This is a genomic window from Corynebacterium poyangense, from assembly GCF_014522205.1.
GTDB classification, from domain to species: domain Bacteria; phylum Actinomycetota; class Actinomycetes; order Mycobacteriales; family Mycobacteriaceae; genus Corynebacterium; species Corynebacterium poyangense.
Genome location: NZ_CP046884.1, coordinates 815,549 through 839,138, shown reverse-complemented (window position 1 = coordinate 839,138; position 23,590 = coordinate 815,549). Strand labels below are relative to the sequence as shown.

Sequence of the window (23,590 nt, the reverse complement as noted above, 5' to 3'; positions counted from 1 at the left end):
TGATCATCACGGGCCGGCACTACCGGACCCTAGTGTGAGCCAGTAGCGTCGGAAAGCGTCGAGCCCGTAATTATTCAGCCAACTCCACAACAAAACCAGCAAACTAATAAACAGCATCACTAGCTGTAACCACTGTTCCTCGCTGGCTTGGCCAAGCACAAAGTCCCTCATCCCTAGACCAGCGCTGAACATAAAAAACGTACCGATAACTGGAAGCATTCCAACAACAAGGCGAGGCCACCAAGCTCCGAAGATGAGTCCGACGGCCAGCGCAACTCTTAACGCTGCTGCTTCAACAACAAACGCATTGTTGGGATCCTCTGGGGACAAGTTGGTAGAACGCGCCAAGAGGGTGACTGCCCACCCCACGTAGGCGATGGCGAGAATACATAAGGCCACTCGAGTCAGTGCTAGTCCTAAAGCTCGAGTTGTTGCCCGCTTCCGAAGTTGTGGTTCTGCATCAGCAAGAATGCTGTCCGCCAAGTCGGGCCGTGGCCCCTGGGAAACCGCTAATGCCACAGGATCTTCCTTAAACGAGAATTTCTCATGCAATAGAAGAATTTTTTCCTGATAAGCACGGCATTCCGGACAAGCGGCAACATGTGCGTCAATAACATCGTCTGGGATCCCGGTGGGTTCGCCGTCTAAGCGGGCAGAGATTGCCGCCTGAATTTGCTCACAATCAAGCACGAGATAGCACCCCGTCAACGCTAGCTCGGCCTGGACCAAAAACCACAATCATGGCAAGGCTGATCAGGAGAAGTAAGGGGAATTCAATACTATTTCCGCCTTCCACTCCCAGTTGGGTAAATCCGGCAGCACCAAGGTGCACAAAGTAAATTGCTGCTGCCATGAGTAAAGCTAGTCCAGTAGCTGCAAAGGTAGCCAAGATTCCGATGACAAGCATGGCTCCGCCGACGGTTTCAGCTAATCCTGAAACCCAGGCCGACAGTTTCGGCTGAGGCACTCCCCAGGCAGAAAACTGCCCTGTGGTTTTAGTGATTCCACTGATCATGAGTTTGTGCCAACCGTGGACAATGAAGATGAGTCCAACAATTACCCGAAAAAAGAGGAGGGCTGCATCTCTCACCACCGGTTTATCCATGGCCTATAGATTACACGCCACAGGTGGTGGCGCACCTTCCGAGAGTGGTCACTGCCAGGTGGACGTCGTTTTTTATCTTCACCACAGACCCTGTTGGTAGCTGGGGTGCGGGGAATTTTGTGGCAAGGCACAAGCGAATTATGAGTTTATTGCTGCCCAAGTAAGGCCCGAGCATATTACAGTGTCCTCATGGATTCTTATTTCATCCGGACAGGAGCTCAACAATACACTGCTACCTCGGCTACAACCGGGGCGTGGAATACGTCAGAACAGCATATAGCTCCTTCTTTAGGATTAATTCTCCACATTGCCGAAACAGATTTTGCGGTCCGCCGGACGGATCATCTCAGCATCGGCCGAGTAACTTACGAAATCTACGGTGTCGTTCCTATTGATGTTTATGACTACCAAGTTGAGGTCATTCGGAAAGGTAAAACCATTGAGCTCGTGGAAGTTCGGTTACTCCACGAAGGAAGAACAATTGTTCAGGCTCACATTTGGTTTATGGTGTCCAGCGATACCCAAGCAGTTGCCGGGACGGCTATAGAATCCATTACCCCTCGTTCCCAGATGCAACCGTTCGCCCCCGTCCAAGATTGGCAAGGAGACTTTTTAGAAACTCTTGAAGGTTTCCGCACCGAACTTGACACCGGCCGCGCCCACATGTGGGTACGCACCAACACACTTTTAGTTGATGACCAGCCAGCTAGCCCTTTTTCCCTCGCCGCCAGCATGTTTGATATTGCCAACGGCATGGCATTGAGAGCCAACCCTAAAGAAGTTATGTTCCCCAACGTAGACCTTAGCGCGCACTTCTTTCGGGTTCCTGACTTTCATGAAGTTGAAAACGGATTCTCTGATTGGCTAGGTCACGATATTAGAGCTAACTTCGGCCCCACCGGTTTAGGGCTAACCCATAATTTCCTCCACGACAAACACGGGCCCTTTGGGGTAATGGCTCAGTGTTTGACGGTGCGCATCCCCTAGCTCCACCTCAGGCTGAGCACACCAGCACCATGGAAGCACACATATCTCATCTTCGCGATGCCCATCGAATCCTGGTTTTTGGGGTTTCTGGGTGCGGAAAAACCAGCGCCGCCCAGCAGCTAGGAGTAATTCTTAAGATTCCGGTCCACAATGTGGATGAGGAAATCGGGTTTGTTCCCGCCATCAAGCCCCTTGGAGAAATCGCACCCCAGCTGAGCAACAAGTTATTGCTCAAGAAATTTGCCAATCTCCTCGATGGATTATCGACGGCGCCTACAGCAGTTGGAGACCGTACGTCCTCAAAAGGTGCGACGTCATAGTGGGGTTGGACTATCACCGCGCATTATCTTTTTATCGACTACTCACAAGAACTACGCGCAGGATTATTTACCGCACCCCATGTTGTAATGGAAATATCGAGACCGTTCATGGCACCTTTTTCTCCCCCGATTCCATTTTGCTATGGCATGCCACAACTTTCTCCCGACGCCGGAAAACTATGAGATCATGGGCAAAAGACCCCGACTCCCCACCAACTATTATTATCAACAAGCCAGGTGATTTTACGGCTCTCATCAAAGAACTAAGAAGTCATCCGCTCTAAATTCTCTTTAGATAAGAAATAGTGATCCGTAAATAATCACTAGAGTTTCACATACTAGGCGAGATATCCAATAGATAACCGACTATTTTGTAAATCGCCATACTTCAAATGCTCACACAAAATCCAGGAAAGCACATTTATACCCAATGGGTTCACTCCGGAGTTTTACCCCTTTTGACCTTCACCTAGCGAAAGGTACTGTTTATTTCCGGTTGACAACTTCGCAAATGTATGAGTGCAGCATTGATGTAAAATGTATTCATCAATAATTCAGTCACAGAATTACGGGCTATGCTAGATACAATACGGAGTGCCTCGACTTTGACCTTTAACCCCAGTGCGAGGAGGATAAAGTGGTTATTCGAATACTCCACCCCATGTGAATAGGCGGTTATTAAACACCTCACCCTCATCTTTTCCGCTATCCCCATTAAAAGAGCGATTAGCGTACCTTTTCCTGCACCTTTTAGAACAAAAATAACAGTTGCTTTGTCTTTAGGTTATTCAACATTAACTGGTCCTAGCAATAAAACCGCCAAAGGCTTTAGTCAGGTTCTGAGGCTCCAGCGATGGTTCATTTATGAAGCTTTTGATCTAACGCTTTGACCACGATAGTGAGTGCGCAGATTAGCGCAACTATAAAGCACACACCCCCCACGGGTGGCAGGCCAACAGCCATAAAGATCAGACCAAGCACTATTGCGACGACCATGACGGCAGAAGTTGTCGACTGTCCCTTGACCGAAGCGTTGGTATGTTTACTGAGATTGTTCTCTAATTGCATTCTCCCCTCCTCACTAGTCTCACGTCACATAGTAATCCGAGGACTTTCAGGCTCGCAAGACTTAAATTTATTGCAGTGCATTTTCATAAACGTTCGTCGCACGCGACACTGGTGCCTGACGGCGCTCGCTCCCACATCTTCTGCCGTTGTCCTCGTGCCGGCGTACTGATGTGTTACGACCCCTAGCTATGGGTCATAACACGAAAAATAGCTGCTACACTGACCATGCACTACCAATCCTTTGGTATTTACGTAATGGATTTTGCGATACATCGCGGGTGTACATTGTGCTGGTAGCACACTCCATTCTCACACCGCGGCACAACAGTCGGCTAACAATCTCGCAAATATAGGAACACTTGCAGACCGCAAACACTATCTTCCGAAGCACTCTGAAGGGGCTGTTTCTCTCGCGCTAGGTATGCCCGTCACGGTCGTCATTGCAGTACCCCGTACAGACTTGTATCCAATCGGATACTGGATATGAACCTCTTATCTTTAATGTGATTGCCGAATTTTTTAGCGGATACCGCCCCAGTGGTCACCTCGGCAGCTAGTGGGCTCTTCATAGCAGCACCCAGAGCTGCCTCGCTCGCCCCCCGTCAAACTGCGAGTTCAAAAACTGCGAACCCCCTGAAACCTGCACTGACAAGCAAACCGCCCATCCTGAGAAACAAAACGCCCATCATGACAGCCACCCAACCATGCCGGTCTGTCTATCAGAATTGGTCGGTACATTGTTTTTTAAACGCTCATATTGATACAACGCAGATTTTGGTTGCATGGGACGCTTCTTGGATGCAGGACAGCTGTGGCGGGTGCATGGGGTGGGATGGCATCTGCGGTGAGCTCATTGGCGATGGTGTGTGGAGTGGCGTCTGTGAAGAATCAAGCGTATACGTGCCACACGATCACGACTTGTCCTTGATCAACAGCGAGATTGCCGTCTTCTGCCCTGCTGTATCCAAGCAGTGAGGTGTAGGCCACCATGAACTTGCAAGCGGCGAAACGTTTGCGGTGCCCTCAGGTGACGTTTTCACTGATAGAGCACGATTCTTCTTGGGCCAGAGAGCTCAAGATGGTAATGAGCAGTTCGCGTTTGAAGTCCAGGATCCAGATGTCTTCTTTTTTTCGAAGTACACCTCGATGCCTGCATCTTTGACTGGCGCACATACGTGAGCGGGTCGACAGTGTTTCGAGCGAAACGGGAGACACTTTTGATGAGGATAAGATCGGTTTTTCCATCTAAAGCGCCGGCGATCATGGTTTTGAATCCCTCATAGTGTTTCGTGGAGGTGCCAGTGATGCCTCCATTTGCGTACCTGCCAGCGAACTTCTACTCAGCCCGTCCGTGAATATCGGCAGTGTAGTAGTTGATCTGCGCTTCGTAGGAGGAGGCTTATTCTTCGGCTTCGGTTGAGATGCAGGCGTAGGCTGGACTTTGTTTGCGCTCCAGACCACCGCTCTCGGGGTACCTGGTGGTTTTCGCGGATCTTAACCACTACTGGGGCAGTCTTCTGCAGATCTAGGTGTCAGTTCTATACAGCATGGAGGGCTGCTCTTTATTGATTGCTACCTATTCGATTGGGGTGTGTTGACCGAGGTGTTTTTGTCAGCGACGGTGATGGTCGCAACGCTCGACCCAGGTGATGACCGCAATACCCAATTCCTCACCACTCGCCCATCTCTTGGTGTTGAGCACACCCAAGTTGCAGTGGAGGGAAAACGACTCCATCGCAGCGGTGTCACCGGTAGACACGACTCTTTCCATGGATCCGACCAGGCCGTGATCTTTTGGTAAGCGCAGGTATCTATTGGACTTGAACTGTCCGCCACGGTCGGAGTGGACGATAATAACCGGTGAGTATTCCAGCTATTGCATATATAGCCAACAACAAAGAATAAAACCAGGTGGGACTATCAGGATTAGGAACACTAATAAACAGGGTACCCATGCGCCAGGCCCACGTTCCGCAAAGCACAGCAAAGAACGTGGAGATGAAGATTAAAATTAGAGTATTACTGGTTCCAACACCGCTCCAGAATACCTTAACTCGAAATACCGCAGTCCTTATCACACTCGACGACTCGTCGGCTACCGGGGGCGAAGTTAGCAGTTCATCCGACCGCGCTGAACTGCCCAACCTGGATAACAAAACGGCGCTCAGAACGAAACTCAACCCGTCAAAAGCAAAGAACATCCACAGAAACTCATCAAATAGCAAGATCGCGCTGGCAAGAAAAGGTGCAATTATAGACGTAACATTTTCAATTAGCGACATGACAGAATTGGCTGCTACACGGCGATCCGACTCCACGATATGCACTATCGTCGCGCGGCTGCACGGGTTATATATAACCCCACCGAGCTGCAAAAGAAATGGAGCTACAATCACATCCACACAGGAAACACGTCAAGAAGCAGGGCAATTACCACGGTTCCCTCTACTGCAGCACGACACCAGTTGGCCACGGTCATGACTCGAAGTTTGGGAAGAGAATCACTAATAATTCCACCAATCAAACCAAATAGGAGGTACGGTACAACCTCCGCCAAGGCAACCCCTGTAGGCGCTGTTTGAGACTGCGTGAGCCGATATGCGAGGTAGATAAATCCGAGCCCAGCCACGATATCGCCCAATCGCGACAGCAGAGCGCTTCCCGCGAGCAAACCGAATCCATTATGCTTCAGTACACTGATCTGTTGTATTCCCATCTTTAGGCACCTCCAACGTCCTGGAAAACAGAAACAATTCTGGTGATATCGAAACAACTAGCCGCAGGTTGTACATCGATAGCAGAGATAGAGCGAAACCTATCCTCTATGGTTAAGTGTTGATTCAAGGGTAATTTAAACAACACACTGAAAACGACATTGGTGCATCTCTCCCTGTTATCCGAAAGGGATCAAATAATTCGAACAAGGGTTAATTAAACCAAGCGATGTAAGTCACTGTCCGGTATCTCGAATTTCCGTAGACGTCTCAGTTCATCTGGGAAAAGAACAATCGGACTCGGACATCCACCGACATCAACGACTATCTCACAATGGAGCCAACCAGCACCCAGTTTAGACCTAAAACCACAGGAGACGCCATATACTGCTGAATATTTCCCGCGAAGCAGAAATAGAGAGGGAACGCGAAACGGAAGAGAAATACGATGCAAGTAAGCGCTTCTGTAAAACTCATTGTCTCTGACAGGAGCGGGGACAGCCAAATGCTAACTTGACTAGAGAGGCAAAAACAATCACGCTGACCCAAAGATTGGACGTTCGGCCGTAGAGTACTTTCTAGAAAGTCCTTTTAGAAGTTTGATGCTCCCACGAACCAAACACCATAGTTAGAGAATCGACAGAGAACCAATTATCGCTTACGGCGATAACTGGTCCCGGAACCGCTTGCGTCAGAAACAAACGGAGGCAAAAACAACGCCTCGTGCAAAAGCCGATCTTCATAGATGCGTATGTGGCTATCGGTGTCGATAGGGAATACGCACGCCTTTCAAACTCGGTCAAAGATTCAAGGGTCATCTTCTATTAGAGGAACGGCGATTACACCAAGAACTCCACGCTTAAAAGCCACTCTTGAATCGACACTGACAGATGAAAAACCGTATAAAAGTTGCGCGTGCGAGATTATCCATATCGAGGATCAACTAGCAAGAGCCAGAGTTCCGCATGGATCATTGTTTTCCGCAGGGATATCATAAAAGGACCCAGCGAGGGTATCAAGTAAAATGACGATCGATTCAAATACTTCAGTATCCTAATAATCGTAAACCATCGGTATCGAGAAAATCTGATTCACACCAGCGGCCTAGCTTTCGTGACTTTAACGCCAGGTCCAACTGCTTATAGCCTCCATTAATAAGAACCTCCCAAAACACTTGCCAACAGATCTCTTTAACAAGATCTAGAAACCGATAGCAATCGAACGCACACCGGTGTTTTAGATGTGAACGAAGCCATTCGGCGATTACTGGCCAAGACGATTCTGGCGTAAAAGCGATGAAATAAGCTAATCGACCGCGATAAACAAATACTTGCACCTTAGAGTTAACATCTTGCACAGTCCCAACGACATACGATAGCTGCTTGACAGGAACATTAAACCTTAATCCTATTCCGGTATGTACCTGGCGAGCTAGGTCAAGAATTAAGACAACGCCAGCGACCGAAGTTGCCGGTTGGAAAAACTAAACTAGTTTCGTTACCCTTTTAATCTGGTAAAACATCCCCCTCCCCGCAAAAATGCGATACGCTTCTGCTTCATTACAACATTCATCAGCTGTTCTGCTAGTAGCGACCGGGACTTTAAACGCGAATATTACTAGTCGCGTAGTAAGTCTGATGAAACACTAAAATGTCATCAGAGGTTATAGATCGGTTCCCTTCTACCATTCTAAGAATAGAAGAACAACTAATTTGACTGTGCTGTTCAACCTGGACCACGCTCAACCCCGAGTCTAATTCTTTTTGCGTGAAATAAAGTGGCGTTAACAGAGCTTCCCTCAGGGTGCTTTCATCGTCCTGAAATTGCTCACTAGGGCAAACACACTCATAGAGGGTTAGGTTTTTGATGGTAGGGCCACTAAAGCTAATACCAGAATTACTGTTAACAAGCCGGTTCCAAAGCAGATGTTCAACTATATGTACTATCAAACCTACGGTATCTGATTCCGTTCTTCTGGAACCGCCGCGACCAAAACGGGCGTTCTCTCCTTAGCAACCGAATATTCAGAAAGTCTTGCTGAATACATCAGGATCGAATGTTTTCGGCGTTTATTTGTTCGACTACCCGCTCCACCCTGCCGACAATAATATCGTTTGAAACCCTCAAAGTTCCATTGTCAGCAGAAAAGTCTCCGACGTTTGTCGCTACGGCAGTATTGATTAAACGACCATGTAAGTTGACACAAATAGAGCGAAGATGCTCAATGGCAGAACCGCTGAAACGACCGCCCCCGTGAACCATGATCGCCATCGGTTTATCGTGCACCAGGGAAATAGTAAAGTGGTCGATCACTCGTTTTAGCCAAGAGGAATAGGATCCATGATATATCGGAGTTACAAATATGAAAGCGCTTGCAGCCTGAATTCGATCGGCGAAGCCACGCACTCTTGAGTCGCCTGATGCGTGGGGATTCTGGTGATCTTCGGGATTGTGCATCGGCAAATCTAAAGCACTGACCTCGACAAAATCAACACTATGCCCTTTTTCTCTAAGTTGTCTTGCCGCTTCCGCAGCCAGCGCGCTGGTGTGCCAGCCTATGCGGTGGCTTCCCGCCAAGATCATAATTGGCCGTCGGGCCTCACCACATTCACCTACACCGATTTTGGAGGAGAATTCGTTCATCGGAGAAATGCCTTTCATGCTATTCTCAACAGAATTAAATAAAAGATGCTACCCCCAAAAAGGATTAAATAGAGAGTAATCGAGTCCCTTGGACGAATTACGCATTTGTCTAACTGATAAGATTACGCCAGAGCCAATATTAGGCGTGGCCGTAATATTACCTTCGGTTTTTAGCATCAATACTATGCTAATGGTCCTCTTTCTAGTTCACCACAGTTTCACATGCACTCAAGTTGAGCTGCCTTCGTGGCTTAGGAGTGGCGTGCACCCGTTTTTGGAACCATGCGATTGTCGAAAGCCGCGACCGTATCCGCGCTGGTACCGCTTGCCTACCAAGATCTCTAGGACAAGCTTCTTGGCCATAAAAAGCGGGTCTTGACAGACCAGATTTTGCGTGCTGACGCGTTCGGGGAGGCCACAAATTTAACTCATACCGAAGCGACTGCACAGGCTATGCGGTGGCTACGTCCAGTGTGATATTTCGCTACGAAACAGCAACTGTCCCAACCTTGCGGTCAACACGCACCGGCTGTAACCCTTATTCGACGACTCCCGCCTGCAACTGAAGTATGTCTATCACCCCGATAGGTAGCCGGATCACAGACCGGCCTGCAGGAGCTAAGGATCGTGATGCCCGTGTTTTAGGCAGATGGTCTGATCAATGAAATCCGGTTACCCATAACCTTCTCTCCTTACAAGAAATATACGCTCCCCAGGCTCGTGAGGTTGACGTGTTTGAACGCTCGCCGTTGGGGCACAATCGCCGGCCAATTCCCTCCGGGATTATGCGGCATAATCACAGGCAAACCCCCTGAAACCTGCACCAACAAACAAAACGCCCATCCTGACTACCACCCAACCATGCCGGGCTGTCTATCAGAATGAGCGGGTACTTTGTGGAGCTAAGGGGAATCGAACCCCTGACCTTCGCATTGCGAACGCGACGCTCTACCAACTGAGCTATAGCCCCGCTGTCGCCACTGAGGTTACTCCTCCCTTGCGGATTTTGGAAAATCCCCAGCTCTTGGCGAGAGTTTTTATCCGGCTTTTAAGCCATCACGGACTCGAAAACGCGGCCGGGCAGAGTCTGAGTCTTCGTGCTCAGGACCGAGAATATCCTCCGCATAGACGGTGTCCAATTGCACAAAGTCAGGGCTTTCATCATCAGCTTCCAGCACCACTGCTCCCGGCCTGCGCAATTGACGAGGCAAGGGAAGATCATCGTCTGCAGTGTTGCGCACACCCAATCGTGCCCGCCGCAATTGCCGGATACGTCGAGCCCGCAATGCTTCTTCAGCTCTTACCTGGTTCCTTAAAGCTGCTAAGTATGCTGTAGCGATGGCACCTATAACCAGGGGAAGTGCCCATACCCAACTACCGAGGACGATACCTCCGACAATCCCGAGGATCAGTAACACTCCTAAACCAATAAGGGTGCGTTGACGACGCTGGTAGCGGCTGGCAGAGATTTGTGCTGCGGCTTCTGGATCCCAACCTCCTCGGCGAGCCCGACGCTGCGCAAACTCTAATTCTTCTGCAGTGAGGTCGTCATTCGTGGTCTCGTGTTCTTCGGGTAGTTCTTCGCTATGCGGATCCTCAGTGTTGTCCACGGCAGCACGCGGGTCTAGGAGATCAGCCGGACCGGTGTAGGCATCATCATAAGCGTAGGTGGTGGATTCTTCTGGATCTTCTTCCAGGCCAACCTGGCTGATTTCTTCCTCAGCCGGTCCGTCCTCCTGGGAATCGGCGGCAGGTTCTAGCTCATGAACCACATCACCGTCGATATATTCTGGCTCTAACTCTGCGGTGTGTTCTGCGTTCTCGCTGGTCTCTCCACGTCGGAAGGCTTGGCTAAACAGCCGGCCGATGCGGGAATTAGGAGTGGAGTCTTCAATAACTACTTCTTCAGAATCGACCACTTCTAGGTCTTGATCCTGGTCATCATGATGCACTCGCACATCGGAGGAACTCAAGCGCGGGCGACGCCGAGTAGCTGGCAATTCTCCCGAATCCCCTTCAAACACCACCCGCGTCTCATCAAAGGCTTCGCCAGCTTTGCGAATGGGTTTTTGGCCGCGCAATAGTAGTGGTGCCAGCACAAACAGCCAGAGCACGATCATCAAAATGATGGCGACGCCACCGGGCATGGAATGTCCGCCTTCCTCACCGGGATTATTGCAAATAGATAAGTTCTTTCCGATGATAAGTCGTCACAGGAGTAACAGGATGGCGGCGCGCCGTGGTGAGGAAGAAAAGCTATGTGTAAATCGCTTAACGTAATTTGCCTTGTTCTTTGAGGCGTCGAACACAAGTTCCTCGGAGTTCCCCATGGGTGAGTGCCACAAGGTAATGGTCACGCCACTGTCCGTTAATGTGGAGGTTGCTGCGAAGATATCCCTCTTTGCGGAAACCACAACTGTGAAGAACACGCTCAGAGGCCTTATTCGAGGGCAGGTAGGTGGCCGCAACCCGGTGGAGCCCGACTCGATAAAAGGCATGGTCAGTTCCTAGAGCACACGCTGCGGTAGCAACTCCGCGTCTTTGGTATTGAGAAAACACCCAGTACCCAATCCAGCAGTCGGAACTTGTTCCGTGTTGGATTCCTCCGAGGGTGGTTTGTCCGGCAAATTTCCCATCGACTTCGATGACTAGGGGGATAACGCTTCCGGCGCGGGCTAGTTTCCGGATCCGGAAGAACATGGTCCACCAGGCGTGGGTGCTGTGTGCTTCGGCCCAGCCTTCTGGGACTGTGGTTTCTACTGGTTTGAGCTGGGCTTCATCAAGAAGACGCTGTTGACACCAGTCGGTGGCATCGTTGAAGCGTAACGGGCGCAGGCGTACTTTCCCGCCGTCTGGCAGCTGCACCGTCGGCGTAGGTTCCGGCCAACCGAGGTGGTTGGGGAAGGAATGTCTCAGGGTGAAAGGAAGAATCATTATCCGTTTTGAGAAAGGAACAATACTTCCACTACATCTCCCGGACGAATTTCAGTAACCGCTTCGGGAATCTTGATCATGGCATTAGCTTCTGAAAGTCCAGCCAATAAATGAGCTGGCGCCCCGGTTGCGCCACCAATACCTTCCACCAAATAATCTTGAGTTTCGACATCGCGCATGAGGCGAGCCCGAACAAAACCTTGTCGCCCTTCACGGGAGTTCACATGGTTAAGAGCCCGAGCCCGAATGACACGTCGGTTCGCGTTTCTTTTCCCGAGACTCAACCGCACTAGAGGTCTAATAAACACTTCAAAAATCACGAGGGCTGACACAGTATTCGAGGGAACCAAGAATACTGGTGTGCGGTCTTCACCTAAGAGTCCGAACCCCTGGACTGATCCTGGGTGCATGGCTACGCGGGTAGTATCTACCCCGCCTAATTCAGCCAAAATTTTGCGTAATCCCTCCCCTGCGGCTCCTCCCACTGCGCCGGAGATAACAATAATCTCATTACGCATCATCTGCCCTTCGATGATGTCTTTCAATCGTCGCGGTTCCCCCACGGCTATTCCATGGCGGTGCACGTCCGCACCAGCTTCTTTCGCTGCTGCTGCCAGGGCGTAGGAGTTAACGTCAAAAACCTGGCCTAGACCTGGGTCCCGGTCAATATCGACAAGCTCTCGCCCTAAAGAAATTATTGACAGCCTGGGTTTCGGATACACCAGTACTTTTGAGCGACCGACGGCCGCCAGAAGCCCGATCTGTGCTGGCCCTAAAACGGCGCCTTCGCTAACTGCCACATCGCCAGGGTGAATGTCGGCTCCTTGACGTCGGACAAAATCACCTGACCGCACTGATTTTTCCGCAACCACCCGTTTTTTACCACGGTTGCTCCACTCCAGCGGAAGCACGGCATCAGCCAGCGTGGGAAGCGGAGCTCCGGCATACACTCGAACGGCTTGCTTAGGCTGGAGTCGCAAGGGGCGCTGAGATCCAGCCTGAACTTCACCCACAACAGGTAAAGATGATTCAGGGGTAGCCGCGCTTCGGCCTAAACCTCGCTCCCCGCCCACGTCTACAGCGCGTACCGCGTACCCATCGACCACGGCTTGAGGAAAGCCGGGCAGCGGATCAGTTGCTTGAACTTCTTCGGCACACATTAAACCCAGCGCATCAGCAATTGCTATCCGCACCGGCTTGGGTGTGACGGCGGCTTCAGTCACTCGGGCGAGCTGCTCTTCAACGGAACGCACGACTGGCCTCACTTCTCCCTTCAACTCAAGGGTGGGTTACTCGGTAGCCATCTCAGTCTAAGCAGTATCGGACTCGTGCTCAGCAAGGATCCGACTTAGGGTTCGACGCAGAAGCGGACCGTAGACTGGGTGGCTGAGCCCAAAATCCACACATGCTGGAATATACCCGCCAGGGTTTCCCAGGTCATGGCGTTTTCCCCTATGAATAACAATATGTACCGGATGTCCCTCCTGGATCAGCAACTCAATAGCATCGGTTAGTTGCAGTTCTCCCCCTTTTCCGGGAGTGATCTTGCGCAAGGCGGTGAACACCTCACGGTCCAGTAGATACCTTCCAGTGGCAACAAAATTCGACGGAGCTTCAGCAGGTTCTGGTTTTTCTACCATCCCCTTCACACGTCGAACATCCTCAGGGTCGCCGGGTTCAGGGTCATAGACATCAAAAACCCCGTAATTACTTACTTCATCCTCGGGAACTTCAAAGGCACACAACACTGAGCCGCCATAGCGAGCACGCACCTGTGACATTCTTTCCATAACTCCCGAAGGCAGCACCAAATCATCCGGAAGCATGACCCCGAAGAATTCTTCATCCTCAGCAAGTGCTTGTTCCGCCAGGCTTACGGCATGGCCTAGTCCCAGGGGTTGATCCTGTTCAATGGCGACGGGGTGAATGAGTTCTGCCGCATGGCGCACCTTGTGCAACTGTTCAAAGCGTCCACGCTCTTCCAGAGTTTTCTCCAGGCCAGGAAAACTTTGGAAATACTCCATAATCTCCTGTTTATTGGGCGCAGTAATAACTGCTAATTTCTCAGCCCCAGCTTGAGCAGCTTCCTCGGCAATCAATTCGATACCGGGAGTATCAACCACTGGCAACAATTCCTTTGGGACCGTCTTTGTTGCGGGTAAGAAACGGGTACCCATACCTGCTGCCGGGACTATCACAGTCCGCACACTACTCCTGCTCTGCTGAGTCATGGCATCTAGCCTACCTTCCGGCTTCTGTTCCTTTGACAAGGCGGGGCCGGCTGGATCTCACTATCTTTAGGAGATATGAATAGCTCTGAGGCCAAAAAACAGTTACGCCGTCAATGTCAGCAAAAAAGAATTGAGCTTTCTACACATCCAGAACTTTTAGAACAATTAAATAAAGAACTGTGCGAGCAGCTTGCATCCTTCCTTGATGATCACCGCTGCAAGGCGGTTGCAGCTTATAGCCCCACTGTCGTAGAACCCGGCGGTGACGTACTCTTAGATTTTTTGCGTCATGAGGTTTCGGAGATTTGGTTACCTATTTCACAACCTCGCGGTGTCTTGGAATGGGCCCACTATGATCCCTCGGAGCTACTACGCCCCGGAAAATTAGGGATCATGGAACCTACTGGCCCTCGAATATCTACTGAGCAGCTCCAGCACTGTGATGTGTTTTTCATTCCAGCTCTAGCGTGCCATCCCACGGGAGTCCGACTAGGCCAAGGAGCAGGTTATTATGATCGCGCTCTTAGTTATTTGTCGCAGCGTTCCCATCCGCCACTCACCGTTGCCCTGTTACACCCTGGGGAAATCTCCACCAAGGTCCCGATAGAGCCACATGATCAGCCAGTTCAGTGCATTCTCACGGCCAAGGGAACCATCCCGATGCCAATCGAGTCTGTTTAACATGTGAGTCTCACTTCTCTTTTTCACCGAGCCCCCGGATGGCGCCGCATGTTGCTGCTACGTCGCTTGCTGGCTGCGGGTCTAGGATTAGCGGCATGCACTCTAGGGGTACTTTCCTTCACCCACCAGGACCCCACCGTGGTGGTTCTTAATCAACCGGTAGCGGCTGGCACTATTTTAGAACCAGAACACCTAGGAATACGCCGCCTTAGCTCAGATAAGCACCCGGATAAAGTCATTCTTGGAACAGACAAAGACGAGGTGGCAGGGAAAATACTGGCTTCTTCGGGAGTGGCTGGGGAGATTCTTCATAGCAACCTTTTAGTGGGCCCTGAGCTTATTAACTCACTGAGCCCAGGGGGGACCATGGTGCCACTCAAATTAGCTGATCCGGATCTGGCTAGCTTACTAGTTCAGGGAGACACGGTGTCCGTGGTGACGATAAACACAGTCGATGAAAAACCGGTTGTTGTTGCTGAGGGAGCACGGGTGGTAGCTACTCCGCCGGATGAACATTCTTCCAGCGTATTGATAGCTTTAGAGGATTCACAGGCCACCGCGGTAGCTACCGCTGCTCTGCGTTCTCCCCTAGCTGTGATAGTGACAGGACCGCGCGGGGGAAAGAGAAAATAGGCAAATCCGATGGTTTATGGCATGCTTTGTCAGGTTGTCTGATCTCCCAAAGGAAAATATCGAAAAGCTGAACATGCTCCAAGGATTTAAAGAATTCATTCTCCGCGGCAATGTTGTTGAATTAGCGGTTGCGTTTGTGATTGGTTCCGCGTTTACCGCGATTATTACTGCGTTTACCAAGAACCTCATTGATCCGCTGATCGCCACCATCGGTGGAGCCGAGGTCCCTGGCTTCGGATTCCAGATTGTCGCTGCTAATCCCAACACTTTTATGAACTTCGGCGCAGTGATTACTGCGATATTGAACTTCCTCATTATTGCAGCAGTGGTGTACTTCGTCTTGATCGTGCCCATGAATAAGCTTTCGGAAATCCAAAAGCGTCGCCGCGGTATTGAGGAGAAGAAAGAAGAAGATAGCGCTTCGCTAGAAACTCACCTGCTCGAAGAAATTCGGGATCTACTCAAAGCCCACCAGCAAAACAACTAGGGTTTCCCTCTAGCCGCCATAATGTGGCGGCTTTTCTGCTTTCCAGAAGTCCTCACCACTCAGAGATTCCTCAGAATCTAGGTCTAATAGCACTTCCCGCTCCGCATCATGATGGTAGTGACCATCATGAAAAGCGTGGGTGGGTTGATCCGCCTTTCGGTCATAATCTTCAGCCGGGCTCAGCCGCACTACCCGACGTCGCACCCGGGGGTTATTGGGGTGGTGTTTTCCCTGGGGTGCTGCATGCTCCACTTAAAGCTCCTCTGACAGCTGATCAATAAGGTGGTGCACGAGCGGAACACTCACCGCAATACTGCACCGCACGGCAGGTCGAGTTCCAGCCACATTAATGACCGCAGTTGAACCGGATACTCCGGCAAACCCCCGAGAGGTGACGGCTTCAGGAATCTGTGCCCGGCAACCAGCTGCGCGCATAGTTTCTGCAATCCCTGGAACAACTCGATCAGAAACAAGTTCGGTTGCATCTGGCGCAACATCTCGAGGCCCAACCCCGGTACCGCCCACAGTCACCACCAGATCTACCCCGCCAACCACAGCGGTTTCAATCGCCTCGCGGATCCGGGATTGTTCCGAGGGAACCTGCACTGATCCAGCAACCAGGAAATTAGCCTCGGTTAAAAGTTCTGCCACCAGGTTTTCAAGTCCAGGATCACGACGTTCCGGGTGGTCTTCGATCATCACCACTAAAGCTCGACGTCGAGCAGGGCTTTCCCCCTCACGTTCACGAGCTATGAGGTAACCCGCGTCCGGCTCAGAAACATCAAGCAAATCACTATGTTGCTGGGGGGGATTCTGCATATAAACCGTCTTCCTTAACTCGTCTGGTCCGGGGTCAGGATCCTCAGGCTAGTTCACGCCTAAAGCGATGCCCTGTACCCTGCTGTCCTTAACTTAGTCATTAGACAGGGTTGCCTCCACTGTTCTTTCATTTTGCCCGCGTTCGTCGGTGACTTTCAGGGTAATGGTTTCACCAAAATTATGGGACCGCACCGCCGCGATCAAGGCGTCGGCACTGTCGATCCGACGATCATCCAGTTGGGTTACCACGTCCCCGGCTTTCAGACCCGCACGATCTCCGGCGCCACCCTTTTGTACTCCTGCAATAAGGGCACCTTGTACGGGCGACTGGTAACTCACGCTGACAGCAAGCATCGGCTGTGACGCTTTCCCGGTCTTGACCAATTGATCAGCTACCCGCTTGGCGAAATTCGAAGGAATAGCAAAGCCCAAGCCGATGGACCCAGATTGGCTAGAACTATTTTGAGAAAGTGAGGCAATAACTGAATTCATCCCCACCAAATGTCCTTGCATATCTACTAGAGGACCGCCGGAGTTACCAGGGTTAATTGCTGCGTCAGTCTGAATCCCATCAATCAAGGAGGATTCCCCTCCGTCCTGGGAAGCCCGGACCGGCCGGTTCATCGCTGAGACAATTCCGCTGGTCACGGTGGAATTTAATCCTAGGGGCGCGCCTACGGCTACCACTTCCTGCCCGACAACCAAGGAAGAAGAATCCCCAAATTCCAGCACAGGCAGGTTGGAGACGTCACGAATCTTAATGATCGCAATGTCGGTTGCCGCATCTGAAGCGACAAAATCGGCCGGATGGGTGGAACCGTCATTCAAAGTCACCTGCAGTCCTGAACGTTCTCCTGGCGCCGCCACATGGTGATTGGTTAGCACTAAGCCGTCTGAGGAGATGATGGAACCAGATCCTTCTGCGTTAGCAGTTTGAATACTTACCACGGCCGGGAGTACCGCCGCTGCCACATGCTCCACTGAACCAGCTTGATCAGCATTATTTTGGCTGGGGACACTCGGCTGCTCCAAAGTGCTAACAACATTGGAACTCTTTGTTAGCTGAGTAGCTCCAATTCCCACGACGCCGCCGGTGACAATCGACCCCACCAGCATCAATGCCAGGGCGCTTCCCAAACCGATTTTTTTTGGGGCTCGACGCGTTTCTACCGCCGCGTTTGCTGCTTGTTCTGGCTGTGCGAGTCGGTCGTTATCTGACTGGCTGTGGGTGCCAAATTCTTGGTCAAAGCTCGCGGGACGATCCCCTGCCGGAACCCCAAAATAGTTTTGGCCCCAGCGGGGATCCGGCTGCTGCTGATCTTGTTCTTTCATGTTTTGTAGTATCGTCTTTCTACCTGACACCAAACTGCCGAATGTCTGGGTATCCCTCCCAGAGTTCCTGTGTATTACCTGGATCCTCTCACGCTACTCGCTTCGGCGCTTAAACCACCGCTCGGCAAAAGCTTTACGGTGTTCCTTACCTGCTTCTTCCCCACTGTCCTGAGGTGGCCGCACGTCAGATTCATCATCATAATTCGCTCTCCCCGGTAAAGTCACTCTCATCATCGCGCCTCCGCTGGGAGCTTCATCCGTCACGATGGAGCCACCGTGGCGTTCAATCACTTGGCGAACAATGGCTAATCCTAAACCAGATCCTGGCATGGACCGAGACTCCGCGGAACGGTAGAACCGCTCGAATACGCGCTCCCGGTCTTCAGGCGGAATCCCCGGCCCTTCATCAGCAATAGTTATTCCTAGGGTGTGCTCATCAACCCGTGTCATTCTTATTCTGACAGTGCCTTCTGCCGGAGACCATTTAGCGGCATTATCCAGGAGGTTAAGCATGGCGCGACCCAACGCAAAAGAATCACCTTGGACAATCCAGGATTCCACCTGAGCATCAAAGGTGACATCGGGGCGACGACGTCGGACCCGCTCTAAAGAGGTATCCATAATGTCAGCCAGATCGGCATCCTCAACCATTTGCTGCGGCGCATCTTCGCGCGCCAAGTCCACAAGGTCTCCGACCAACGTGGAAAGTTCCTCCATTTGCGCTAAGACATCTTTTTCTAAAGCAGCGCGATCTTCCGGGGGAATAGTCGCCGTAGAATCCGCCCGATTCACCATCATCAATAGCTCTATATTGGTGCGCATTGAGGTCAATGGAGTTTTTAACTCATGCCCCGCATCTGCTACTAATTGCGTCTGCCTTACTCTCGATCGCTGAAGAGCCTCCATCATGTCATTAAAGCTTCGAGTTAAATGGGCTAACTCATCATGACCAGAAACTTCAATAGGTTTTAGCTTATCTGTTCGGGTCACATATTCTACAGCTCTCTGTAACCGAGCCAAAGGCTTTAATCCGGTATTGGCAATAATCATGCCGACGCCAATAGACACCACTACCCCCATTGCCGAAATGGAAATCAAAACCACAGCTAAAGAGCTTAAAACCTGCTGAGGTGACGTCATTTCTCGAGCCAGAGTGACACGCGCATTATAAGCGTTAGTTTTAGTTAAAATCCGCTCTCGCCCGACTGTTTCGATTGTCGTCGTTACCCCATCTTTTTCCTCACCTTTTGCAGTAGAACGCGTATAGATGGGGTCGCCAACGCTCACCGCCCAACCAGGTGGTGAAATTGAAATTCTCGTGTCCGGATTATATATCCGAAATTGTTTAACCTCTTCATTGAGCCGCATAACATAAAGTGGATCCATAGTGTTTTCCAATAAAGAGGTAGCACGCTCATCTAAATCTCGATCAACAGTACTTGATAGAGAAGTAAAAACCGTTAAAAAGGCAACTAACGTCATGAGAATGACTGCTACGGCAACCATTGCCGCGGACAACATAGACAGTCGCCACCGCAGAGAAGAAGTCCGGGAACCCCACCGGTGCTGTTGAGCAACAGTTGAGGGCCCCTCAGAAAGTGAGTGAGGGACCCGGAGCGTCTTCCTGAGAATCACAGAGCGTTCTCCCTGAGCACGTAGCCTACACCGCGGACGGTATGAATAAGGCGGGATTCATTCTCAGCCTCGGTTTTACGTCGCAGATATCCGACATAAACTTCAAGGGCATTACCGGACGTCGGGAAATCATACCCCCAGACTTCCTCAAGAAGAGTAGAACGGGGCAGAACTCGACGGGGATTTTGCATAAGCAGTTCTAAAAGAGTGAACTCAGTTCGAGTCAAACTAATTGCTCGGTCTCCCCGGAAAACATCGCGGGTTTCTGGATTGAGTCGAAGGTCCTCAAAAACCAATTCTTCTTTATTTTCCTCGACCGCATCAGCAGCGGCTCGACGCAACAAGGAGCGGACCCGAGCCAGCAACTCCTCCAGGGCGAAAGGCTTCGGCAAATAGTCATCGGCACCGGCATCCAGCCCCGCCACGCGTTCCGACACACCGTCACGGGCGGTGAGGATTAGAATAGGCCGATCATATCCGGTGCTACGGAGGGTTCGGCATACCTCCAATCCATCCATGCGCGGCATCATGACATCCAAAATCACCAAATCAGGATGCTGTTGCGAGATTGTTTGTAGGGCCTCTACCCCATCTTCAGCCAGACTTACTTCATACCCATTAAAGCTCAGAGAGCGTCGGAGAGACTCTCGCACAGCTTGTTCATCATCAACCACAAGAATTCGCATAAACCTATTATGCGCTATAGCGATAAAGACTATCTGTCTGTCGGATGTGTGAATTCTGTGAATTCAATTGCTCTTGTGGGAATAACTGTGCCCCAACCGGTTGCTTTTACCTGAATTCTATGGCACGTTAAATAAAGCATTGTTTCCGGCACCCTAGGTTGCCGATGATCGAGAAGTTGAGAAAGGAGTGTCTCCGTGTTACATCTGGCGTTCCAAAAACATCAATCAGCGCAGCTGCAACGCGAAATCAAGACGCTCCGCAGGAGGACACTGCACAGCTTCTCTTAAGGCAATGCTTTTTGTACACCCGCGGTACGTCTTTGGTTGGGACCAGACGCCGCGGGATATTTTATGCGCGCACCCGCAATAAGAGTTCTGCTCCTCTAACCCGAGACCTCCGCCAAATATACGAAGGAAAGGAATCATGGAAATCTTCGCCACCAAGCTCGACGACAATGTTCTTGAGCAGGCGAAACAACTGGAAGCTATGCCTTTCATCCATCCGCATGTCGCCCTCATGCCCGACGCTCACTATGGGTTAGGTTCCTCTATCGGCACCGTGTTTGGCACGCTTCAAGCAGTCATCCCCAGTGCCGTGGGAGTAGACATTGGGTGCGGGATGATCGGTGTTCGAACTGGTTTTTCTGCCTCAGATCTCAAGGGAAGAAACCTTGAGAAATTAAGAAGCGCCATCGAAGCCACTATTCCGTTATCCCCCGGAAACTACAACTCATGGCAACTGCGAGAAAGCGCGGACCACCGCTGTCGAGAACTGCATCAGTTAGCACTTGACACCGAGGTGGATTTGTCCCACTCCCCCAAGTGGCGGCAGCAACTAGGTAGTTTGGGCGGAGGAAACCACTTCATCGAACTCTGTCTTGATGAAACTGAGCGAGTATGGATGTTCCTGCATTCAGGTTCTCGTGGCGTCGGAAATAAGATAGCCCGCAAGCACATCGCTGTAGCTCAAAGGTTATGCGCAAAGTGGTATATCGATCTTCCTCATCGAGATTTGGCCTACCTGGTAGAGGGCACCGAAGAATTCGACGCCTATCTGCGGGACCTCCACTGGGCGCAGACTTTCGCGTGGATGAACCGGGAAGAAATGATGGACCGCTTTGCCGATGCATTAACTGACTTCATGGATAGCCCGGTACGTGAAGAAGAGCGCATCAACTGCCACCACAACTACACAACAAAAGAAGTCCACTATGGAAAGAAGGTGTGGATAACCCGGAAAGGAGCCATCCGAGCAGAAGCTGGGACTTCGGCTCTTATCCCGGGATCTATGGGAACAGCTTCCTATGTTGTTGAAGGCTTAGGATACCCGCCAGCTTTACATTCTGCACCGCATGGAGCTGGACGGCTCCTTAGCCGCAGGGAAGCTAAGAAGCGGTTTAATGCCGCAGACCTTGATGCGCGAATGAGTGGTATTGTCTACCGCCCTGGGGAGGAATTTGTAGATGAAATCCCTGATGCCTACAAGGACATTGATGAGGTTATTGCCGCATCAGCACAACTAGTCAAGGTGCGGCATACCCTCCACCAGGTGCTAAATATTAAGGGGACCTAGAGGAATAGGCCCGAACACGATAGGGACAAGAAAACAGCCCCCGGGTTGAGCTCCGGGGGCTGTTTATTAAATGACAAACGTTGCAGGTTCCGCCTTGAGGACAGGCTTAGAATTGTTCAACGTCAACGAGGCCAAGCTTGGCGGCCTTCACCAACCGGCGAGGGATCCGCACGGTTTGACCGTCGATCTTCACCTCGTGGAGGGCGACATTATCAGCCTTCCACTGGGACCGACGAGTGCGGGTGTTCGCACGGGACATACGGCGCTTTGGTACTGCCATGGTTTCTCTCCCCTCTGAACCTTAAGAGTTCTTCTTCTTACGGCGGGCCATCCCACCGAAACGACGCTGGAACTTCTCGACCCGACCAGCCGTATCCATGACACGCTGGGCACCAGTCCAGAACGGGTGAGATTCGCTGGTGACATCAGCCACGATCAACGGGTACTCATTGCCATCCTCCCACTCAATGGTGCGAGGGGAAGTCACAGTGGAGCGAGTAAGGAACTTATGCCCAGTACTCGCATCCTGGAAAACGACCGGATGGTAATCCGGGTGAATGTCCTTCTTCATATATTCTCGATTCCCTCAGGGTTGAACTTCAGGTCGGTTCCTTAGCAGAAACTCACCGGATGTCAGCTCACCGGACAGAGTTCCGCTAAAGATCGTGCCTGAGTTGGGCTCGTAAAACTTGAACTATGCGCGGCATCATTCTTAGCAAGGCAGGTCTAAACCTGCCCAAATGATGACAACTTGAACCACAGTACCCGATCCCCCAAGAAATTGAAAATTGCGCCTTATTCTACGGTTAACGCTCTAATATATATGGAAAAGAATCGATTACTGACGGTCAGCTGTGGAGCGAATTAGGCACTGAGCCATATTTCTAGTATGATTCCCTCTTGCTGTTGTCGAAAATATTCGTTTTCGCCCCGTCAGCTGGTAGCGGCTGCGCCCCGACCTGCATATATGCTCGGTGCGGCGCGCCCCAAGTTGTACGTGGGCGGCTAGGAGAAGGAAGTCCATGTCGGCTATTTGCCAGGTAACGGGACGCAAGCCGGGTTTCGGCAAGTCTGTCTCGCACTCGCACCGCCGTACGTCGCGCCGTTGGAATCCCAACATTCAGCGCCGTCGGTTCTATCTGCCCTCTGAAGGGCGCACTATCACCCTGAACGTTTCGACGAAGGGCCTGAAAGTAATTGACCGCGATGGAATTGAAGCTGTCGTGGCTCGCATCCGGGCACGTGGGGAGAAGATCTAAATATGGCTCGCAATGACGTACGCCCAATTATCAAGCTGAAGTCCACTGCGGGTACTGGGTACACCTATGTCACCCGCAAGAACAAGCGCAATACCCCTGACCGGATCACCATCAAGAAATATGATCCGGTCGTCCGCAAGCACGTCGAATTCCGCGAGGAGCGATAGAAGTATGGCGAAGAAGTCCAAGATCGCCAAGAATGAGCAGCGTAAGGAAATCGTCGCCCGCTATGCGGAGCGCCGTAACGAGCTCAAGGCTATTATCAAGAACCCGAACAGCACCGATGACGAGCGTCTGGATGCACAGTTTGAACTAAACCGCCAGCCGCGTGACGCCTCCCCTATTCGGGTGCGCAACCGCGACTCTCACGATGGCCGCCCTCGCGGCTATCTGCGTAAGTTCGGCCTGTCCCGTGTTCGTATGCGTGAGATGGCACACCGTGGTGAGCTGCCCGGTGTCCGGAAGTCAAGCTGGTAAGGGAGA

At 51.3% G+C, this 23,590-nt stretch carries 26 protein-coding genes and 1 tRNA gene; 9 read left to right on the top strand and 18 right to left on the bottom strand.

The annotated features are described in order from the left end of the window. Window positions 1-6: 6 nt before the first annotated feature. Together GP475_RS03955 and GP475_RS03950 are read right to left on the bottom strand one after the other, a co-directional pair. Window positions 7-690: a zf-HC2 domain-containing protein gene (locus GP475_RS03955; protein WP_187975350.1), complete on the bottom strand. Its 684-nt coding sequence runs from the start codon at window positions 688-690 to the stop codon at window positions 7-9. Further along, complete coding sequence (locus GP475_RS03950; RefSeq protein WP_187975349.1) at window positions 683-1,105, bottom strand: DoxX family protein; 423 nt, start codon at window positions 1,103-1,105, stop codon at window positions 683-685. The genes GP475_RS03955 and GP475_RS03950 overlap by 8 nt, the downstream gene beginning before the upstream one ends. Window positions 1,106-1,294: 189 nt before the next feature. Here GP475_RS03950 and GP475_RS03945 point away from each other — a divergent pair, with 189 nt between their 5' ends. Both GP475_RS03945 and GP475_RS03940 read left to right on the top strand, forming a co-directional pair. Beyond that, window positions 1,295-2,092 carry a thioesterase family protein gene (locus tag GP475_RS03945; RefSeq protein ID WP_187975348.1) on the top strand — a complete coding sequence of 266 codons (798 nt, stop codon included), beginning with the start codon at window positions 1,295-1,297 and terminating at the stop codon, window positions 2,090-2,092. Between the two features lie 29 nt (window positions 2,093-2,121). Further along, a complete protein-coding gene (locus tag GP475_RS03940; protein ID WP_187975347.1) occupies window positions 2,122-2,412 on the top strand; it encodes a hypothetical protein in 291 nt (96 codons plus the stop codon). A gap of 2,680 nt (window positions 2,413-5,092) precedes the next feature. On the opposite strand, the gene GP475_RS03930 is transcribed toward GP475_RS03940, so the two are convergent. The 9 genes from GP475_RS03930 to GP475_RS03895 all read right to left on the bottom strand — a co-directional run bounded on the left by GP475_RS03930 (window position 5,093) and on the right by GP475_RS03895 (window position 14,002). Then, on the bottom strand, window positions 5,093-5,239 hold the full coding sequence (locus GP475_RS03930) for a hypothetical protein (RefSeq protein ID WP_187975346.1): 147 nt from the start codon (window positions 5,237-5,239) through the stop codon (window positions 5,093-5,095). A gap of 52 nt (window positions 5,240-5,291) precedes the next feature. Continuing rightward, the gene (locus GP475_RS12645) at window positions 5,292-5,876 is read right to left on the bottom strand and encodes an MFS transporter (protein ID WP_394367407.1); all 585 of its coding nucleotides are present in this window, start codon (window positions 5,874-5,876) and stop codon (window positions 5,292-5,294) included. Beyond that, window positions 5,873-6,196: an MFS transporter gene (locus tag GP475_RS03925; protein ID WP_187975345.1), complete on the bottom strand. Its 324-nt coding sequence runs from the start codon at window positions 6,194-6,196 to the stop codon at window positions 5,873-5,875. Before GP475_RS03925 ends, GP475_RS12645 begins: the two co-directional genes overlap by 4 nt. 2,044 nt (window positions 6,197-8,240) lie before the next feature. Continuing rightward, entirely contained in the window at window positions 8,241-8,837 is a 597-nt protein-coding gene (locus tag GP475_RS03920; protein WP_187975344.1) for an NADPH-dependent FMN reductase, read from the bottom strand. Window positions 8,838-9,734: 897 nt separating this feature from the next. Then, window positions 9,735-9,807 (bottom strand) — tRNA-Ala (locus GP475_RS03915). Window positions 9,808-9,874: 67 nt separating this feature from the next. Next, window positions 9,875-10,984, bottom strand: a complete 1,110-nt coding sequence (gene sepX, locus GP475_RS03910) for a divisome protein SepX/GlpR (RefSeq protein ID WP_187975343.1) — start codon at window positions 10,982-10,984, stop codon at window positions 9,875-9,877. Between the two features lie 124 nt (window positions 10,985-11,108). Continuing rightward, complete coding sequence (locus GP475_RS03905; protein WP_187975342.1) at window positions 11,109-11,771, bottom strand: GNAT family N-acetyltransferase; 663 nt, start codon at window positions 11,769-11,771, stop codon at window positions 11,109-11,111. Next, complete coding sequence (gene glp, locus GP475_RS03900) at window positions 11,771-13,024, bottom strand: molybdotransferase-like divisome protein Glp (RefSeq protein ID WP_187975341.1); 1,254 nt, start codon at window positions 13,022-13,024, stop codon at window positions 11,771-11,773. Before glp ends, GP475_RS03905 begins: the two co-directional genes overlap by 1 nt. Before the next feature lie 57 nt (window positions 13,025-13,081). Further along, window positions 13,082-14,002, bottom strand: coding sequence for a UTP--glucose-1-phosphate uridylyltransferase (locus GP475_RS03895; RefSeq protein ID WP_187975340.1), 921 nt, complete (start codon window positions 14,000-14,002; stop codon window positions 13,082-13,084). A 75-nt stretch (window positions 14,003-14,077) separates the two neighbouring features. On the opposite strand from GP475_RS03895, the gene GP475_RS03890 reads away from it, so the two are divergent. The 3 genes from GP475_RS03890 (at window position 14,078) to mscL (ending at window position 15,803) form a co-directional block, all read left to right on the top strand. Then, window positions 14,078-14,683, top strand: a complete 606-nt coding sequence (locus GP475_RS03890; protein WP_187975339.1) for a 5-formyltetrahydrofolate cyclo-ligase — start codon at window positions 14,078-14,080, stop codon at window positions 14,681-14,683. A gap of 3 nt (window positions 14,684-14,686) precedes the next feature. Then, window positions 14,687-15,316, top strand: a complete 630-nt coding sequence (locus GP475_RS03885) for an SAF domain-containing protein (protein ID WP_187975338.1) — start codon at window positions 14,687-14,689, stop codon at window positions 15,314-15,316. Window positions 15,317-15,389: 73 nt separating this feature from the next. After that, window positions 15,390-15,803, top strand: coding sequence for a large conductance mechanosensitive channel protein MscL (mscL, locus tag GP475_RS03880; RefSeq protein ID WP_187975770.1), 414 nt, complete (start codon window positions 15,390-15,392; stop codon window positions 15,801-15,803). A gap of 9 nt (window positions 15,804-15,812) precedes the next feature. Here mscL and GP475_RS03875 read toward each other — a convergent pair whose 3' ends face one another. The 5 genes from GP475_RS03875 to GP475_RS03855 form a co-directional block, all read right to left on the bottom strand. Continuing rightward, window positions 15,813-16,055 carry a hypothetical protein gene (locus GP475_RS03875; RefSeq protein WP_187975337.1) on the bottom strand — a complete coding sequence of 81 codons (243 nt, stop codon included), beginning with the start codon at window positions 16,053-16,055 and terminating at the stop codon, window positions 15,813-15,815. Then, window positions 16,056-16,622: a MogA/MoaB family molybdenum cofactor biosynthesis protein gene (locus GP475_RS03870; RefSeq protein WP_187975336.1), complete on the bottom strand. Its 567-nt coding sequence runs from the start codon at window positions 16,620-16,622 to the stop codon at window positions 16,056-16,058. 93 nt (window positions 16,623-16,715) lie between these two features. Next, complete coding sequence (locus GP475_RS03865; protein ID WP_187975335.1) at window positions 16,716-17,954, bottom strand: S1C family serine protease; 1,239 nt, start codon at window positions 17,952-17,954, stop codon at window positions 16,716-16,718. Between the two features lie 93 nt (window positions 17,955-18,047). Then, window positions 18,048-19,589: a HAMP domain-containing sensor histidine kinase gene (locus tag GP475_RS03860; protein ID WP_187975334.1), complete on the bottom strand. Its 1,542-nt coding sequence runs from the start codon at window positions 19,587-19,589 to the stop codon at window positions 18,048-18,050. After that, complete coding sequence (locus GP475_RS03855; RefSeq protein WP_187975333.1) at window positions 19,586-20,275, bottom strand: response regulator transcription factor; 690 nt, start codon at window positions 20,273-20,275, stop codon at window positions 19,586-19,588. The genes GP475_RS03860 and GP475_RS03855 overlap by 4 nt, the downstream gene beginning before the upstream one ends. Window positions 20,276-20,699: 424 nt before the next feature. On the opposite strand from GP475_RS03855, the gene GP475_RS03850 reads away from it, so the two are divergent. Continuing rightward, window positions 20,700-21,848 (top strand): RtcB family protein, encoded by a 1,149-nt coding sequence (locus tag GP475_RS03850; RefSeq protein ID WP_187975332.1) that lies wholly within the window; start codon window positions 20,700-20,702, stop codon window positions 21,846-21,848. Window positions 21,849-21,954: 106 nt separating this feature from the next. On the opposite strand, the gene rpmF is transcribed toward GP475_RS03850, so the two are convergent. Then, window positions 21,955-22,128, bottom strand: a complete 174-nt coding sequence (gene rpmF / locus GP475_RS03845; protein ID WP_187975331.1) for a 50S ribosomal protein L32 — start codon at window positions 22,126-22,128, stop codon at window positions 21,955-21,957. Between the two features lie 21 nt (window positions 22,129-22,149). Beyond that, window positions 22,150-22,419 (bottom strand): type B 50S ribosomal protein L31, encoded by a 270-nt coding sequence (locus GP475_RS03840; protein WP_187975330.1) that lies wholly within the window; start codon window positions 22,417-22,419, stop codon window positions 22,150-22,152. 451 nt (window positions 22,420-22,870) lie between these two features. On the opposite strand from GP475_RS03840, the gene rpmB reads away from it, so the two are divergent. Genes rpmB through rpsN form a run of 3 tightly spaced genes read left to right on the top strand, consistent with a single transcriptional unit; the run spans window position 22,871 to window position 23,584 of the window. Beyond that, window positions 22,871-23,107, top strand: a complete 237-nt coding sequence (gene rpmB, locus GP475_RS03835) for a 50S ribosomal protein L28 (RefSeq protein ID WP_187975329.1) — start codon at window positions 22,871-22,873, stop codon at window positions 23,105-23,107. Between the two features lie 2 nt (window positions 23,108-23,109). Then, entirely contained in the window at window positions 23,110-23,274 is a 165-nt protein-coding gene (gene rpmG, locus GP475_RS03830) for a 50S ribosomal protein L33 (protein WP_187975328.1), read from the top strand. A 4-nt stretch (window positions 23,275-23,278) separates the two neighbouring features. Continuing rightward, window positions 23,279-23,584 carry a 30S ribosomal protein S14 gene (gene rpsN / locus GP475_RS03825; protein WP_187975327.1) on the top strand — a complete coding sequence of 102 codons (306 nt, stop codon included), beginning with the start codon at window positions 23,279-23,281 and terminating at the stop codon, window positions 23,582-23,584. Window positions 23,585-23,590: the final 6 nt, after the last annotated feature.

Excerpts from the sequence above, each read along its gene's own strand:
- GP475_RS03950 (WP_187975349.1), bottom strand. The coding sequence starts at position 1,105 with ATGGATAAACCGGTGGTGAGAGATGCAGCCCTCCTCTTTTTTCGGGTA.
- GP475_RS03945 (WP_187975348.1), top strand. The coding sequence starts at position 1,295 with ATGGATTCTTATTTCATCCGGACAGGAGCTCAACAATACACTGCTACC.
- GP475_RS03940 (WP_187975347.1), top strand. The coding sequence starts at position 2,122 with ATGGAAGCACACATATCTCATCTTCGCGATGCCCATCGAATCCTGGTT.
- GP475_RS03925 (WP_187975345.1), bottom strand. The coding sequence starts at position 6,196 with ATGGGAATACAACAGATCAGTGTACTGAAGCATAATGGATTCGGTTTG.
- GP475_RS03920 (WP_187975344.1), bottom strand. The coding sequence starts at position 8,837 with ATGAACGAATTCTCCTCCAAAATCGGTGTAGGTGAATGTGGTGAGGCC.
- sepX (WP_187975343.1), bottom strand. The coding sequence starts at position 10,984 with ATGCCCGGTGGCGTCGCCATCATTTTGATGATCGTGCTCTGGCTGTTT.
- GP475_RS03905 (WP_187975342.1), bottom strand. The coding sequence starts at position 11,771 with ATGATTCTTCCTTTCACCCTGAGACATTCCTTCCCCAACCACCTCGGT.
- GP475_RS03895 (WP_187975340.1), bottom strand. The coding sequence starts at position 14,002 with ATGACTCAGCAGAGCAGGAGTAGTGTGCGGACTGTGATAGTCCCGGCA.
- GP475_RS03890 (WP_187975339.1), top strand. The coding sequence starts at position 14,078 with ATGAATAGCTCTGAGGCCAAAAAACAGTTACGCCGTCAATGTCAGCAA.
- mscL (WP_187975770.1), top strand. The coding sequence starts at position 15,390 with ATGCTCCAAGGATTTAAAGAATTCATTCTCCGCGGCAATGTTGTTGAA.
- GP475_RS03870 (WP_187975336.1), bottom strand. The coding sequence starts at position 16,622 with ATGCAGAATCCCCCCCAGCAACATAGTGATTTGCTTGATGTTTCTGAG.
- GP475_RS03865 (WP_187975335.1), bottom strand. The coding sequence starts at position 17,954 with ATGAAAGAACAAGATCAGCAGCAGCCGGATCCCCGCTGGGGCCAAAAC.
- GP475_RS03855 (WP_187975333.1), bottom strand. The coding sequence starts at position 20,275 with ATGCGAATTCTTGTGGTTGATGATGAACAAGCTGTGCGAGAGTCTCTC.
- GP475_RS03850 (WP_187975332.1), top strand. The coding sequence starts at position 20,700 with ATGGAAATCTTCGCCACCAAGCTCGACGACAATGTTCTTGAGCAGGCG.
- rpmF (WP_187975331.1), bottom strand. The coding sequence starts at position 22,128 with ATGGCAGTACCAAAGCGCCGTATGTCCCGTGCGAACACCCGCACTCGT.
- GP475_RS03840 (WP_187975330.1), bottom strand. The coding sequence starts at position 22,419 with ATGAAGAAGGACATTCACCCGGATTACCATCCGGTCGTTTTCCAGGAT.
- rpmB (WP_187975329.1), top strand. The coding sequence starts at position 22,871 with ATGTCGGCTATTTGCCAGGTAACGGGACGCAAGCCGGGTTTCGGCAAG.
- rpmG (WP_187975328.1), top strand. The coding sequence starts at position 23,110 with ATGGCTCGCAATGACGTACGCCCAATTATCAAGCTGAAGTCCACTGCG.
- rpsN (WP_187975327.1), top strand. The coding sequence starts at position 23,279 with ATGGCGAAGAAGTCCAAGATCGCCAAGAATGAGCAGCGTAAGGAAATC.